12 protein-coding genes are annotated in these 14,992 nt (G+C 66.2%); 2 read left to right on the top strand and 10 right to left on the bottom strand.

All coding sequences use genetic code 11. From position 1 onward, the window contains the following. Positions 1-6: 6 nt before the first annotated feature. From C1A30_RS05135 to metH, 7 genes are all read right to left on the bottom strand, one after another. On the bottom strand, positions 7-498 hold the full coding sequence (locus tag C1A30_RS05135; RefSeq protein WP_101947149.1) for a DUF4126 family protein: 492 nt from the start codon (positions 496-498) through the stop codon (positions 7-9). Positions 499-565: 67 nt separating this feature from the next. Next, positions 566-1,426: an ATP phosphoribosyltransferase gene (gene hisG, locus C1A30_RS05140; RefSeq protein WP_101947150.1), complete on the bottom strand. Its 861-nt coding sequence runs from the start codon at positions 1,424-1,426 to the stop codon at positions 566-568. Continuing rightward, positions 1,426-1,707: a phosphoribosyl-ATP diphosphatase gene (locus C1A30_RS05145; protein WP_067801839.1), complete on the bottom strand. Its 282-nt coding sequence runs from the start codon at positions 1,705-1,707 to the stop codon at positions 1,426-1,428. The genes hisG and C1A30_RS05145 overlap by 1 nt, the downstream gene beginning before the upstream one ends. 16 nt (positions 1,708-1,723) lie before the next feature. Continuing rightward, positions 1,724-3,169: a catalase gene (locus C1A30_RS05150; protein ID WP_101947151.1), complete on the bottom strand. Its 1,446-nt coding sequence runs from the start codon at positions 3,167-3,169 to the stop codon at positions 1,724-1,726. Positions 3,170-3,281: 112 nt separating this feature from the next. After that, positions 3,282-4,808, bottom strand: coding sequence for a sugar porter family MFS transporter (locus C1A30_RS05155; RefSeq protein ID WP_101947152.1), 1,527 nt, complete (start codon positions 4,806-4,808; stop codon positions 3,282-3,284). Positions 4,809-4,866: 58 nt separating this feature from the next. Further along, positions 4,867-5,547, bottom strand: coding sequence for an HAD family phosphatase (locus C1A30_RS05160; RefSeq protein ID WP_101947153.1), 681 nt, complete (start codon positions 5,545-5,547; stop codon positions 4,867-4,869). Positions 5,548-5,650: 103 nt separating this feature from the next. Continuing rightward, positions 5,651-9,385 carry a methionine synthase gene (gene metH / locus C1A30_RS05165; protein ID WP_235009657.1) on the bottom strand — a complete coding sequence of 1,245 codons (3,735 nt, stop codon included), beginning with the start codon at positions 9,383-9,385 and terminating at the stop codon, positions 5,651-5,653. Between the two features lie 347 nt (positions 9,386-9,732). Between metH and C1A30_RS05170 the strand changes: the two genes are divergently transcribed. Continuing rightward, positions 9,733-10,584, top strand: coding sequence for a PAC2 family protein (locus C1A30_RS05170; protein ID WP_101947650.1), 852 nt, complete (start codon positions 9,733-9,735; stop codon positions 10,582-10,584). A gap of 75 nt (positions 10,585-10,659) precedes the next feature. Further along, the gene (locus tag C1A30_RS05175) at positions 10,660-11,913 is read left to right on the top strand and encodes an IS30 family transposase (protein WP_235009658.1); all 1,254 of its coding nucleotides are present in this window, start codon (positions 10,660-10,662) and stop codon (positions 11,911-11,913) included. Positions 11,914-11,961: 48 nt separating this feature from the next. On the opposite strand, the gene C1A30_RS05180 is transcribed toward C1A30_RS05175, so the two are convergent. The 3 genes from C1A30_RS05180 to C1A30_RS05190 form a co-directional block, all read right to left on the bottom strand. After that, positions 11,962-12,840, bottom strand: a complete 879-nt coding sequence (locus C1A30_RS05180) for an SDR family oxidoreductase (protein WP_200828163.1) — start codon at positions 12,838-12,840, stop codon at positions 11,962-11,964. Between the two features lie 14 nt (positions 12,841-12,854). Then, positions 12,855-14,099 carry a cysteine--1-D-myo-inosityl 2-amino-2-deoxy-alpha-D-glucopyranoside ligase gene (mshC, locus tag C1A30_RS05185; RefSeq protein WP_101947652.1) on the bottom strand — a complete coding sequence of 415 codons (1,245 nt, stop codon included), beginning with the start codon at positions 14,097-14,099 and terminating at the stop codon, positions 12,855-12,857. A 96-nt stretch (positions 14,100-14,195) separates the two neighbouring features. Then, the gene (locus C1A30_RS05190) at positions 14,196-14,951 is read right to left on the bottom strand and encodes a 3'(2'),5'-bisphosphate nucleotidase CysQ (protein ID WP_101947156.1); all 756 of its coding nucleotides are present in this window, start codon (positions 14,949-14,951) and stop codon (positions 14,196-14,198) included. Between the last annotated feature and the right edge of the window lie 41 nt (positions 14,952-14,992).

Raw genomic sequence — 14,992 nt, forward strand, 5'->3', positions numbered from 1 at the left:
GGACGACTAGACCAGTGGCGCGAAGCTGACGAGGAACGCGATCAGGAAACCGCCACCGACAGCCACGACATCTTCGCCGATGGCCACCGGTCGGTCCTTACCGCCGTTGGATGCCACCAGGCGACTGCGGGCTTCGGCGCCGCCCAGCGTGCCGAGCACCGCGCCGATGATGCCCGCGCCCATCCCGATGAAGGTGTGGTGCGAAACGCTGCCGATCACCGCGCCAGCGAACGCCCCGGTGATCAGCCGGGTGATGAACTGCGGCGGCGTCCTGCGGCTCGGCGTTTTGGGCAGCTGGTCGGTGACCAATTCGACGAGCAGGAAAATGCTCAGCACGGTGACGGTGATCGGATGCGCCACCCACTCCGACCATTTGCCGTCGACGTCGATCCAGCCGAAAAACGCCCCCCATGCCACCACGGCCGGTGCCGTGAGCGCGCGCAGACCCGCGATCACGCCGATCAGCACAGCGAGCACGAGAACGATCACCTGCGTCATGGCAACCTCCGGAGCCGCGAAACGGACTACCGGACGCTAACACGCAGAACGGAATGGAGCCTGTCAATCAGAACCGGCAGAACCGGATGTCAGACGCCAGGATCGCCTTGGCACCGATCGCGGCAAGCTCGTCCATGATCGCGTTGACGTCACGACGAGGCACCAAGGCCCGCACCGCAACCCACGCCGGATCGGCGAGCGGTGCGATCGTCGGGGATTCGAGACCCGGTGTGACGGCAGTCGCGTCGTCGAGGACGCTGCGCGGACAGTCGTAGTCCAGCATCAGATACTGCTGCCCGAACACCACACCCTGTACCCGGCCCGCGAGTTGATCGCGGGCAGCGGCGTTGTGCTCGCCGGCGTCCTCGCGTTCGATGAGGACCGCCTCGGAGTCGCACAGCGCATCGCCGAACGCGACCAGGTCATGCAACGACAGCGTGCGGCCGGATCCGACCACGTCGGCGATGGCGTCGGCGACGCCGAGTTGCACCGAAATCTCGACGGCACCGTCGAGTCGGATGACCGTGGCGTCAATCCCCCTGCGGGCCAGGTCTTTTCGCACCAGGTTGGGAAACGCGGTGGCGATCCGCTTGCCTGCAAGGTCTTCGACGCGCCACTGCCTGCCCGCAGGCGCCGCGTAGCGGAACGTCGACGAGCCGAAGCCGAGCGCGAGACGTTCCCGGATCGGCGCGTCGGACTCCTGCGCGAGATCGCGACCGGTGATGCCCAGGTCGAGCTGCCCCGATCCAACATAGATCGCAATGTCTTTGGGGCGCAGGAAAAAGAACTCGACGTTGTTGACCGGGTCGATGACGGTCAGATCCTTGGCGTCGGTGCGGCGCCGGTAACCCGCCTCCGACAAGATCTCAGCGGCCGGTTCGGACAATGTGCCCTTGTTGGGTACGGCGACCCGCAGAGTTCCGTTCATCACAGCTTGGCGTACACGTCGTCGAGCGTGAGTCCACGCGAGATCATCAGCACCTGCGTCCAGTACAGCAGCTGGCTGACCTCGTCGGCGAGGGCGTCGTCGCTCTCGTGTTCGGCCGCCAGCCACACCTCGCCGGCTTCCTCGAGAATCTTCTTGCCGATCCCGTGCACCCCGCCGTCGAGGGCGGCCACCGTGCCGCTGCCCGCCGGCCTGGTGCGCGCGCGCTCCGTCAACTCCGCGAACAGGGCATCGAACGTTTTCACGGGACGCGATTGTTTCACGCCCGCGCTGCCGCGGTCACGCGGGTTTGCCTCGGACCGCCTCCTCGATGCTGTCGCCGACGCTCTTGTCGATGCTGCGCCAGTAGTCGAAGGCCCGCTGCAGCACCTGTTCGGACACGCCGTTACGCAGGTGCCCGGCGACATTGCTCACCAACCGGCGGCGTTCCGCGTCGTCCATCACGTCGCGCACCAGCACGCCTGCCTGCCCCCAGTCGTCGTCGGCGGCCCGTGGCGTGTTGGCGGCGCGCACCATCTCACCGTCGACCGACCACACCACCTCCGCGGCCCTGGCCGGGTCCGCCTGCGGACCGCCGTAGGAGTTGGGCGCGTACACAGGGTCGGCGACGTTGTGGATGCGCATGGCGCCGTCCTTGGAGTACGAGTGCACCGGCGCCTTCGGCGCGTTGACCGGGATCTGCTTGTAGTTGACGCCCAACCGGGCCCGGTGCGCATCGTTGTAGGCGAAGGTGCGGCCCAGCAGCATCTTGTCCGGGGACAAGCCGGTGCCGGGCACCTGGTTGCTCGGCGAGAACGCGGCCTGCTCGATCTCGGTGTGGTGGTCGGTGAAGTTGCGGTTCAACACCAACCTGCCCACCTCGATCAGCGGGTAGTCGGCGTGCGGCCACACCTTGGTCAGGTCGAACGGGTTGATTCGGTACGTCTTGGCGTCGTCGAAGGGCATGATCTGCACCTTCAGCGTCCAACTCGGGTAGTCGCCGTTCTTGATCGCCTGGTGCAGGTCACGCGCGTGGTAGTCGCCGTCGACGCTGACCAGCCGGTCGGCATCGCCCTGCGTCAGGTTCTGCACCCCCTGATCGGAGATGAAGTGGTATTTGACCCACGAGATCTTCCCGTCGGCGTTCAGCCAGCTGTAGGTGTGGCTGCCGTAGCCGTTCATGTGCCGCCAGGTGCTGGGGATACCGCGGTCACCGAACAACCACGCCACCTGATGCGCCGACTCCGGGGTCAACGTGAAGAAATCCCACTGCATGTCGTGATCGCGCAGGTTGTTGTCCGCACGACGCTTCTGCGAGCGGATGAAGTGGCCGAACTTCAGCGGATCCCTGATGAAGAACACCGGGGTGTTGTTTCCGACGATGTCGAGGTTGCCCTCGGAAGTGTAGAACCGCAGCGCGAAACCGCGCGGGTCACGCCAGGTGTCTGGGCTGCCGCGCTCCCCCGCCACCGTCGAAAACCGAATCAGCGTCTCGGTTTTCACACCCGGCTGGAACACCGCGGCGCGAGTGTGGGCGCTGACGTCGTTGGTCACCTCGAAATAGCCGAAGGCGCCGGACCCCTTGGCGTGCGGTTGGCGTTCCGGGATGCGCTCCCGGTTGAAGTTGGCCATCTGCTCGATCAGGTAGCTGTCTTGCAGCACGATCGGGCCGTCGGGCCCGATCGTCAGCGAGTGCACATCGCTGGCGACCGGGATGCCAGCATCGTTCGTCGTCGGTTCAGTCATTGTCGAGTCTCCTTGTGGCGGGCCGGAAGTCGGCTCTTGCCGCAAGTGTGGACTCCAAGGAGGTCAGGCTGCCCCTAGCAGGTGCGCCATCGTTCCCACAAAAAGCGACACGTCAGTGCGCCGCGTGATGCGTCTCGTGGTGGTAGGCCTCGCGATGCATGTCCTCCAGGTGCATGCCCTTGGTTTCCTGCACCCACTGCCACACGAAGAGGAACGACAAGAACGCGCACAGCGCGTAGAAGCCGTAAGCCATGCCCAGGTGGTCACGCAGTCCGGGGAACGTCACGGTGATCAACCAGTTGGCCACCCATTGACCCGCCGCGGCGAGGCCGAGGGCGGCCGCCCTGATGCGGTTCGGGAACATCTCACCAAGCAACACCCAGACCATCGGCCCCCACGACATGCCGAAGGCCACCACGAAGAGGTTGGCGGCGACCAGGGCGATCGGCCCTGAGGCCCCGGGCAGCGACGGCACCATCTCGCCTGCTTCGTTGGGTTCGAGTTCCGCCACCAGGCCGAAGATGACCGCCATCGTGCCCAGCGTGACCGCCATCCCGACCGAGCCGACCAGCAGCAGCGGTTTACGCCCGACCTTGTCGACCAGCGCGATCGCGATCAATGTGGTCGCGATGTTGGTGACCGACGTGATGACCGTGATGAGGAAGGCCGCGCTCTCGCCGAATCCCACTGCCTCCCAGAGGATGTTGGAGTAGTAGAAGATGACGTTGATGCCAACGAACTGCTGGAAGATCGAAAGCCCAAGTCCCACCCAGACAATTCCGTAGATGCCGCCGGTCGGCTTCTTCAAATCGCTCCAGGACGGCGGCTTTTCGGCTTTCAGCGATTCCTGAATCCGGGTGATCGTCAGCTCGAGGGCCTTCTCGCCGAGAAGAACCGAAAGAACCTTGCGGGCCTCGGGGATGCGGTACTTCGCGACGAGGTATCGGGGCGATTCGGGAATGGTGAAGGCCAACGCGCCGTAGACGACCGCGGGCACCGCCATCACGATGAACATCCAACGCCAGGCCTCCATGCCCATCCACAGCACCTCACCCGAACCACCGGCCAATCCCGCGAGCACATAATCGATTGCCAGCGACAGGAAGATGCCGGTCACGATGGCCAACTGTTGCAGCGAGCCGAGTCGCCCTCGGATACGCGGCGGCGACGTCTCCGCGATGTACATCGGCGCGATGACGGAAGCCACGCCCACGCCGATGCCGCCGACGATCCGGAACACCACCAGCATCCAGACGCCGCTGGGCAGGCCGAGGTAGTGGTCGTCGTTGGTCCCGACGAAGTTGAAGGACAGCCCGGCGCCGATCGCACTGATCAGGAACAGCAGCGCGGCGATCTTCATCACCGCCAGTCGGCCGATCCGATCGGCGAGCCTGCCCGCGGTGACCGCGCCGAGGGCGGCCCCGAGCAGCGCCGAGGCCACGGCGAAGCCCAGCTTGAAACCGCCGACCCCGAATTGGCCCTCGATCGCCGACACGGCGCCGTTGATCACCGCGCTGTCATAGCCGAACAGCAGACCGCCGAGCGCGGCCACCGACGCGATCCGGACGACGCGGCCGGCGTGCTCGGTTTCTTCGTACTCCACTACGGAAGAGGAATCGCCAACGGGTCCGTGAGTCATGTGACACCCCTCCGCAACATTGCGTGATGTGGGTCACATTCAACCACTTACGGCGACGTCAGGCGGTGCGTTCCCCGAACTGTGTGAGTTCCGCGTGCACCCGGCGCAGGTCGGCGACGTCGATGCCGGCGAGCGAACGGACGTGGCGTCGCCGCGGGCCCTTGGGCACCACGACGTCATTGGGCACCACCAGCACCGGACAGCCTGCGCTCTCGGCCGCCGCGGTGCCCGTCACCGAGTCCTCAATGGCCAGACAGAAATCCGGCGCGAGGTCCAACAGTTCGGCCGCCCGCAGATAAAGATCGGGCGCCGGTTTGCCCTGCGCTACCTCGTCGGCGCACACAGTCGTCGAGAAGTATTGGCGCCCAATGCTGTTCAAGGCCCGGTCGGTGAGTTGACGTTGGGTGTTGGTCACCAGCGCCATCGGAGTGCCTTCGGCGGCAAGCGCTTCCAGCAACTCCTGCGCGCCGTCGCACCACGGCAATCCCTCGTCGAACAACTCCGCGGTGTAGTCGTGCAGCCAGCGGATGGAGTCTGACATCGCTGCGGGGTCCATCCGCAAACCCAGGTCGGCGTACACGGTCTGCATGGTGTCCTCGGCGGATCCGCCGACCATCGATTCGCGCACCTCGGGCGTCAGCCGACCACCGAGGTGTTCGTAGAGCGCCCCCAGCGAGATGTCCCAGAGTTTTTCGGAGTCGACGAGCGTGCCATCCATGTCGAACAGCACCGCCTGCATGACCCCAATTCTGTCATGGCGGTCGGCGTGCGGCTAAATCGCGAGACTGTAGTTGTTGTGCAACTCACTCGAACTTCCTCGCGACAACAGCAGTTTCGCGGATTCAGTCCTCCGGGTTGTAGCCGAGATTCGGTGCCAACCAGCGTTCGGCTTCCTTCAGCGTCCAGCCTTTGCGCTTGGCATAGTCGGCGACCTGATCCTGGGCCAACCGGCCCACCACGAAGTACTGCGACTGCGGGTGCGAGAAGTACCAGCCGCTGACGGCGGCACCCGGCCACATCGCCATCGACTCGGTGAGCTCGATACCGGTCCGCTCCTGGACGTCCATCAGCTGCCAGAGGGTGGCCTTCTCGGTGTGCTCCGGGCACGCCGGATAGCCCGGCGCGGGCCGGATTCCCACGTACTTCTCGCCGATCAGCGCGTCGTTGTCCAGGTGCTCGTCGGGCTGGTAGCCCCAGAACTCCTTGCGGACCCGTTGGTGCATCCGTTCGGCGAACGCCTCGGCCAACCGGTCGGCGAGCGACTCCAGCAGGATCGCGCTGTAGTCGTCGTGCTCGGCCTTGAACTCGGCGATCTTGTCACTGCTGCCGAGTCCCGCGGTGACCGCGAACGCGCCGACGTAGTCGGCCAGACCCGTTACCTTGGGGGCGATGAAGTCGCCGAGCGACCGGTTCGGGATGCCGTCGCGGTGCTCACCCTGCTGACGCAGGTTGTGCAACGTGGTCAGCACCTCGGTGCGGGTGTCGTCGGTGTAGACCTCGATGTCGTCACCCACGGCGTTGGCAGGGAAGAAGCCGATCACCCCGTTGGCCGTCAGCCACTTCTCTTTGATTAGGGTGTCGAGCATCTCCTGCGCGTCGTCGTACAGCTTGCGCGCGGCCTCACCCGACGCCGGGTTGTTGAGGATGTCGGGGAACCGGCCCTTCATCTCCCAGGCGTTGAAAAACGGCTGCCAGTCGATGAATTCGCGCAACTCGGCGAGGTCGTAGTCGGAGAAGTCCCGTACTCCAAGCCCCTGGGCCGGCACGGGTGGCGTGTAGCCGTCCCAGTCGATCGGCGTCCGGTTCGCGCGCGCCTTCTCCAGCGTCAGCATCGGCCGCTCGTTCTTCTGCGCGTGCCGTTCCCGCAGCGAGGCGTAATCCTTCTCGGTCGCCTCGAGCAGCGCCGGACGCTGCTTGTCGTCGAGCAGCGCGGCCGCGACCGGCACCGAGCGCGACGCGTCCTTCACCCAGACCACCGGACCCGACCGTCGCGGCGCCACCTTCACCGCGGTGTGCGCACGCGAGGTGGTCGCGCCGCCGATCAGCAGCGGGATCTCCAGCCCCTCGCGTTCCATCTCGACGGCGAAGTTGACCATCTCGTCCAGCGACGGGGTGATCAGCCCGGACAGCCCGATGATGTCGGCGTCGTGCTCCCTGGCCGCGGCCAGGATCTTCTCGGCGGGCACCATCACACCGAGGTCGATGACCTCGAAGTTGTTGCACTGCAGGACAACTCCGACGATGTTCTTGCCGATGTCGTGGACGTCGCCCTTGACGGTCGCCATGATGATCGTGCCGTTGGTGTCCTTGCTGCCTGAAGTGCCGTTCTCTTCCTTCTCCGCCTCGATGAACGGCAGCAGGTACGCGACGGCCTTCTTCATCACCCGCGCCGACTTCACCACCTGGGGCAGGAACATCTTGCCGGAGCCGAACAGGTCACCGACGACGTTCATGCCGTCCATCAGCGGACCCTCGATCACCTCGATGGGCCGCCCTCCCGCGGCGGCGATCTCGGCGCGCAGTTCCTCGGTGTCCTCGTCGACGTGGGCGTCGATGCCCTTGACCAAGGCGTGCGTGATGCGCTCGCGGACCGGCAGGCTGCGCCACTCGGCCGCCTCCGCCTCGTCCGCCTTCTCCGACTTGTTGAATCGCTCCGCGATCTCCAGCAGCCGCTCGGCCGCGTCCTCGCGACGGTTCAGCACGACGTCCTCGATGCGGTCCCGCAGCTCCGCGTCGATCGAGTCGTAGGGCACCAGCGCGCCTGCGTTGACGATGCCCATGTCCAGACCGGCCTTGATGGCGTGGAACAGGAACACCGAGTGGATGGCCTCGCGGACCGGGTTGTTGCCGCGGAACGAGAACGACACGTTGGAGATGCCGCCGGAGATGTGCACCCCCGGCAGGTTCTCCTTGATCCAGCGGCAGGCCTCGATGAAGTCGATGCCGTAGGTCGCATGCTCCTCGATACCGGTCGCCAACGCGAAGCAGTTCGGGTCGAAGATGATGTCCTCGGCCGGGAAGCCGACCTCTTCGGTGAGGATCCGGTAGGCGCGCCCGCAGATCTGCTTGCGGCGCTCGAGGTTGTCGGCCTGGCCCTGTTCGTCGAAGGCCATCACGACGACCGCGGCGCCGTACTTGCGGCACAGCCGGGCCTCGCGGACGAACTTCTCCTCGCCCTCCTTCAGGGAGATCGAGTTGACGATCGGCTTGCCCTGCACGTTCTTCAGGCCCGCCTCGATGACCTCCCACTTGGAGGAGTCGATCATCACCGGGACCCTGCTGATGTCGGGTTCGGCCGCGATCAGCTTGGTGAACCGGTCCATCGCGGCGACGCCGTCGATCATGCCCTCGTCCATGTTGATGTCGATGACCTGTGCACCGACCTCGACCTGTTGCAGGGCCACCGACAGCGCAGTGTCGTAGTCCTCGGCCTTGATCAGGTTGCGGAACCGGGCGGAGCCGGTGATGTTGGTCCGCTCACCGATGTTCACGAACAGCGAGTTGTCGTCGATGTTGAGCGGCTCCAGACCCGAAAGCCGGGTCGCCACTTCGATCTCCGGCACCTGGCGCGGCGGTTTGCCCTCGACGACCTTGGCGATCTCGGCGATGTGCGCGGGCGTCGTCCCGCAGCAGCCACCGACCATGTTGACGAAGCCGGCCACGGCGAATTCGGCGACGTAGCCTGCCTGACGCTTCGGCGACTCGTCGTATTCGCCGAAAGCGTTGGGCAGCCCGGCATTCGGATAGCAGGACACGAAAGTGTCAGCGATGCGCGACATCTCGGCGATGTAGGGCCGCATCTCCGGCGCGCCGAGCGCGCAGTTGAGGCCGACGGCCAGTGGCTTGGCGTGCCGGATCGAGTTCCAGAACGCTTCGGTGACCTGACCGGACAGGGTGCGTCCGGAGGCGTCGGTGATGGTGCCCGAGATGATCACCGGCCAGCGTCGGCCGCGCTCCTCGAACAACGTCTCGATGGCGAAGATCGCGGCCTTGGCGTTGAGCGTGTCGAAGATGGTCTCGACGATGAGCAGATCCGCACCGCCGTCGACCAGACCCCTGGCGGCGTCGAGGTATGCGTCGGCCAACTGGTCGTAGGACACGTTGCGGGCACCGGGATCGTTGACGTCCGGGGAGATCGACGCGGTCCGCGTCGTGGGCCCGATGGCACCGGCGACGTAGCGCGGCCTGTCCGGGGTGCTGAAGTCGTCGACGGCCGTGCGGGCCAGCGCCGCGCCTGCGTAGTTCAGCTCGTAGGCCAGTTCGGCCATGCCGTAGTCGGACAGTGAGATCGCGTTCGCGTTGAACGTGTTGGTCTCGACGATGTCAGCGCCCGCCTCGAGGTACTCGCGATGGATGCCCTCGATGATGTGCGGCTGCGTCAGGGTGAGCAGGTCGTTGTTGCCCTGCAGGGCGGTCGGCCACTCCGCGAACCGCTCGCCGCGGTAACCGGCCTCGTCCGGCCGGTCGCGCTGGATCGCCGTGCCCATCGCGCCATCGATGACGACGATCCGCTGACGCAGTGCGGCCGTCAGTTCGTCGGTGCAGTCGGGGCGGATGTTCGGCTCCCACACGGTCACGTGCACTCCTTCCGTAAGCGGAAGGCGTCCTTGACTCTGCCGAGCGTGGCGGATACCGGTTCTACCACCCGGTCCCGTTGCAACGCCTCTCGGCCAAGACAGTCTACGTCGTCACCTGATCGACGTCTGGACGCCCAGCTCACCCCCGCGTCGTCTTATAGTTAAACAGGTTAACGATATTGCAGCCGAACGTATTTCGTTCCGGCCTCCGATTCGCGGATCGCCACGTGTGGCTATGCCCCTCGCACCTACCGCGCAGGGCTTACGCTGGCGTAGTGACCCCGTCGGATGCGAGCGGCTACAAGGATGGTCTTCGCGCAAGCGGCTCATCCGAAAACCGCCCGGGCCTGCCCAAACTCAACGACACCGTGATTGTCGCCGCCTTCGAAGGCTGGAACGACGCTGGCGACGCCGCCAGCGATGCGTTGGAACACCTCGACGCGATCTGGGAGGCCGAGCCGATCGTCGAGATCGACGACGAGGCCTACTACGACTACCAGGTGAATCGCCCGGTCATCAGGCAGGTCGACGGCGTCACCCGCGAACTGGTGTGGCCGTCGATGCGGATCTCGCACTGCCGCCCGCCGGGGTCCGATCGCGACATCGTGCTGATGCACGGTGTCGAGCCGAACATGCGGTGGCGGACGTTCTGCGCCGAACTGCTGGCGATCGCCGACAAGCTCAACGTGCAGACCGTCGTCATCCTGGGTGCTCTGCTGGCCGATACGCCGCACACCCGGCCGGTCCCGGTCTCGGGTGCGGCGTACTCCCCCGATTCGGCGAAGACGTTCGGTTTGGAGGAGACCCGCTACGAAGGCCCGACCGGCATCGCCGGGGTGTTCCAGGACGCGTGTGTGCAGGCGGGCATTCCGGCGGTGACGTTCTGGGCCGCTGTTCCGCACTACGTGTCGCAGCCGCCGAATCCCAAGGCGACGGTGGCGCTGCTGCGTCGCGTCGAGGACGTGCTCGATATAGAGGTGCCGCTCGCGGATCTGCCCAGTCAGGCCGAGGAGTGGGAGCAGGCCGTCAGCGAGATGACGGCCGAGGACGACGAGATCGCCGAATACGTGCAGTCGCTCGAGGAGCGCGGCGACGCCGAGGTCGACATGAACGAGGCGCTCGGCAAGATCGACGGCGACGCGCTGGCGGCCGAGTTCGAGCGTTACCTGCGCCGCCGCGGCCCGGGCTTCAGGGGCTGAGCGGCCAGTTATGTCACGCTTCCTCGTCTCAGGTTCAAGGGGTGATTGCAACGGCTCCTAGCTGAGGAGTTGTTGATGCGTCCGTCGCGTTATGCCTGTGTTGGTCGTCAGTTCTGGGGTCATGTCGGCGATGGCACGTCGGTGGTGGAGGCGGCGCAGGCAGTCGGTGTGTCGGTGCGCACCGGCTGGCGCTGGTTTGCCGATGCTGGCGGGGTGAGACCCAAATTTCCTGATGAGACCGGTGTGCGGAAGTGGTCGCGGCTGGGCGAAGACGAACGTAACGAAATTCAAGACGGCATTGCCAGAGGGGAAAGCATTCGGCAGATCGGCAGGCGGCTGGGCCGCCCGGCCTCGACGGTCATGCGTGAGATCGACCGAAACGCGTTCTGCCGTGGACGATATCGTTCGCGGTACCGGTTCGGGGCGCAACGGCACGGCGGCTGGGATGCCACGCCGAGGTATCGGGCCGGCGTCGCACAGGCGCGTGCTCACGCGCGGGCTCGACGCCCGAAACCGCGCAAGCTGGCCACCAATGAACGGTTGCACCTTGAGGTGCAGAATCGGCTGCTAGACGACCACAGTCCTCAACAGATCGCCAACCGGCTGCCGATCGAATTTCCCGACGATGCGGAGATGCGGGTGTCCCACGAGACCATCTATCAGTCGATCTACGTGCAGGGTAAAGGAAATCGGCGCCGTGAGCTGCACAAATGTCTACGCACTGGGCGGGCGTTGCGCAAGCCTCAACGACGCGGTAACCAGCGCCGAGGGCAAATCCGCGACATGGTCAACATCAGCGAGCGTCCACCGGAGGTCGAAGACCGTGCCGTACCCGGCCACTGGGAAGGTGACCTGATCATGGGTAGCACCGCATCGGGTTCGGCGATCGGCACCGTGGTCGAACGCATGACTCGGTTCGTGCTGCTGCTGCATCTGCCTGACGACCACGGTGCCCTGGCAGTGCAAGAGGCCATCGTCGCGAAAATGGCTCAGCTGCCGGCGATTCTGCGTAAGACACTGACCTGGGATCAAGGCAAAGAGATGGCCAATCACGCCGCTATCGCCGCAGCGACGGAATTAGATATCTACTTCTGTGATCCGCACTCACCATGGCAGCGCGGGACCAACGAGAACACCAACGGACTGCTGCGCCAATACTTTGCTAAAGGCACCGACTTGTCGATCTTCCCGGCAGACTATCTGGACTACGTCGCCGCCAAGCTCAACAACCGGCCCCGGCAAACCCTGAGCTGGAAGACCCCAGCCGAAACCCTCGACGAACTACTCTCAAACCCGTCAAAACCACCCGCTGTTGCAATCACAGCGTGAAACCGCCCGTGTCTGGCGTGCGATAACTGGCCACTGGGCAGCGAGGAGTCAGCGCTTCTCCAGCGCCTCGTTACGCGCGCTCATCGACCGGCCCAACGCGGCCACCTCCGCGTCCATCTTCGGGAGCATCTCCGGTGCCATCTTCAGCGTCGGCGCCTCGCCGACGCGGGTCGACAGGAAGGGCTTGAGCCAGCGCAGGAGGCCGACCCAGCCGGGTACGAAGATGTGCCGCTTGCGGCCCTCGATGCCTGCGACGAACGCCTCTCCGCACTTCTGTACCGACGTGGTCTTGCCCAGCGGGCCCGGCAGCGCGTCCAGCATCTGCCGGAACGCCGGCATATCGGCCTTGCTGTCGCGGACCAGCGGAGTGTCGATCCACGACATGTGCGCCGAGCCCACGTCGACGCCCAGGTGCGCGACTTCCAGGCGCAGCGAGTTGGCGAAGTGCTCCACACCGGCCTTGGCCGCGTCGTAGGGCGCCATCCCTGGCGCGGCCGCGAACGCCGCGAGCGACGAGACGATCAACACGTAACCGCGTCGGTCGATGACCTGCTTCAGCGCGGCACGCACGGTGTTGAAGACGCCGACGATGTTGACGTCGATCAGCGTCCGGAACGCCTGCGGATCGACCTGCAGCACCGATCCGTACGTCGCGATTCCGGCGTTGGCCACGACGACATCGATCCCGCCGAAGCGCTCGACGCCCTCGGCGACGGCGCCCTCCATTGCCGACAGGTCACGCACGTCGGCGGCGACGGTCAACACCCCCTCGTTACCGAGGCCGGCCGCCACCTCTCCCAGCTTGGTCTCGTCGAGATCGGTCAGCACCAGCTTGGCGCCCTTGGCGTGCAGACGGCGTGCCACCTCCGCGCCGACGCCGTTGGCGCCGCCGGTGATCAGCACGACTTTTCCAGTCACAGAACCCATAGCCGCCAACGTAGTCAGTGCGACAACTGGACACCTAGCAATGCGTCGACTGCGGTCGCAACTGTCTGCGGCGCCGCGGTGTCGTGGCCGCCGTACTCGAGCGCGTCCGTCGCCCAGCCGTCCAGCGCGGCCAGCGCCTTGGGCGTGTCCAGATCGTCGGCCAGGTACTGCCGCACCCGCGCGACGACATCGGCCGCGTCGGGGCCGGCCTGCAGGGCTGTAGCGGCCCGCCACCGCTCCAGTCGGGCGATGGCCTCGTCGAGCACCTGATCGCTCCAGTACCGGTCGGCGCGGTAGTGCCCGGCGAGCAACCCGAGTCGGATGGCGGCAGGCTCGACACCGTCGGCGCGCAGCCGCGACACCAACACCAGGTTGCCGCGGCTCTTGCTCATCTTGTGGCCGTCCCAGCCGATCATTCCGGCGTGCACGTAGTGGCGGGCGAATCGCCGTTCCCCCGTTACCGATTCGGCGTGCGCGGCGGAGAACTCGTGATGCGGGAAGATCAGGTCGCTGCCGCCGCCCTGGATGTCCAGGCCGGTGCCGATGCGGCTCAACGCGATCGCAGCGCACTCGACGTGCCAGCCGGGCCTGCCGGGGCCGAACGGTGACGGCCAGCTCGGTTCGCCTGGCCGCTGCGCCCGCCACATCAGTGCATCGAGTTCGTCGGCCTTACCCGCGCGGGCCGGGTCGCCGCCGCGTTCGGTGAACAGCCGCAGCATGGTCTCGCGGTCGTAGCCGGACTCGTAGCCGAACTGTGGGGTGGCGTCGGCGTGGAAGTACACGTCCGGGAAGTCGGGATCGTCGACGACGTAGGCCGCACCGGAGGCCAACATCTTCTCCACCAACTCGACCACCTCGCTGATCGCGTCGGTGGCCGCCACGTAGTCGTGCGGCGGCAGCACCCGCAGGGCCGCCATGTCCGCGCGGAACAGGTCGGTCTCGCGCGCGGCGAGTTCGCGCCAGTCGATGCCGTCGCGCTCGGCCCGCTCGAACAGCGGATCGTCGACGTCGGTGACGTTCTGCACGTAGTGCACCTTGTGCCCACTGTCCAGCCACACCCGGTACACCAGGTCGAACGCCAGATAGGTGGCCGCGTGTCCGAGATGGGTGGCGTCATAAGGCGTGATGCCGCAGACGTACATGGACGCCGTCTCGCCGGCGGCGACGGGACGCACCTGCCGGTCGGCGCTGTCGTAGAGCCGCAACTGCGGCCCGCGGCCTGGCAGAGCCGGGACGTCGGGAGCCGGCCACGAATGCATAGCCTCGACTTTAAGGTGTTCGGTCAGGACGGCCTCCGGATGGTGCGTTGCTTCGATGTGACCTACAACGCCGAAGGCCATTCCATTCCCCGACTATCAATTCCGGTAGGCCGACCAGATGCCCTCCAGCAGGACGTCGGCCAGCTCGGCGCGGCACATCAGCAAGTCGGGCAGGTAGGGGTCCCGCCGGTTGTAGATCAGCGGCGAACCGTCGATCCGGGAGGCGTGCAGCCCCGCGGCCTGCACGACGCCTGCCGGAGCCGCGGAATCCCACTCCCACTGGCCGCCCGCGTGCACGTACGCGTCGACGTCGCCGCGAACGACGGCCATCGCCTTGGCGCCCGCCGACCCGATGCGGACCATCTGGATGTCCATCATGTCGCGCAGCCGCCACAACACGGCGGGTGGCCTGCTGGCGCTCGCGGTGATGCGGATGGGTCCGTCGCGGCGCGGCGGCGGTGGTGTCACGGTGTCGGTGCGATAGACCTCTCCGCGCGCCGGCAACGCCACGGCCGCGTCGGTGATGCCGCCGTCTCGTTGCCACAGCGCGATGTGCACCGCCCAGTCGGTGCGGCCCGGCCAGGAGAATTCGCGGGTGCCGTCGACGGGGTCGACGATCCACACCCGGTCGGCATGTACCCGCGACAGGTCGTCGACGGCCTCTTCGGACAGCACGGCGTCGTCGGGCCGGTCCCGCCGCAGCCGGTCGAGGATCAGCTCGTTGGCCCGCATGTCGCCCGCGTCGCCGAGGTCGTACGGATCGTCGAAGCCGACTTCCTCGCGAACCGCCAACAGCAGCTTTCCGGCGTCGACCGCCACGTCGGCAGCCAGCGCCGCGTCGGTCAGATTCACCGGGTCAGTAGACCACGCACGCGTCGAAGACGTTTAACGTC

Source organism: Mycobacterium sp. 3519A (assembly GCF_900240945.1).
Taxonomy (GTDB): domain Bacteria; phylum Actinomycetota; class Actinomycetes; order Mycobacteriales; family Mycobacteriaceae; genus Mycobacterium.

Bases quoted from the DNA above. Each gene is read 5' to 3' on its own strand.
- C1A30_RS05135 (WP_101947149.1), bottom strand. From the start codon at position 498: ATGACGCAGGTGATCGTTCTCGTGCTCGCTGTGCTGATCGGCGTGATC.
- hisG (WP_101947150.1), bottom strand. From the start codon at position 1,426: ATGAACGGAACTCTGCGGGTCGCCGTACCCAACAAGGGCACATTGTCC.
- C1A30_RS05150 (WP_101947151.1), bottom strand. From the start codon at position 3,169: ATGACTGAACCGACGACGAACGATGCTGGCATCCCGGTCGCCAGCGAT.
- C1A30_RS05155 (WP_101947152.1), bottom strand. From the start codon at position 4,808: ATGACTCACGGACCCGTTGGCGATTCCTCTTCCGTAGTGGAGTACGAA.
- C1A30_RS05160 (WP_101947153.1), bottom strand. From the start codon at position 5,547: ATGCAGGCGGTGCTGTTCGACATGGATGGCACGCTCGTCGACTCCGAA.
- C1A30_RS05175 (WP_235009658.1), top strand. From the start codon at position 10,660: ATGCGTCCGTCGCGTTATGCCTGTGTTGGTCGTCAGTTCTGGGGTCAT.
- C1A30_RS05180 (WP_200828163.1), bottom strand. From the start codon at position 12,840: ATGGGTTCTGTGACTGGAAAAGTCGTGCTGATCACCGGCGGCGCCAAC.
- mshC (WP_101947652.1), bottom strand. From the start codon at position 14,099: ATGCATTCGTGGCCGGCTCCCGACGTCCCGGCTCTGCCAGGCCGCGGG.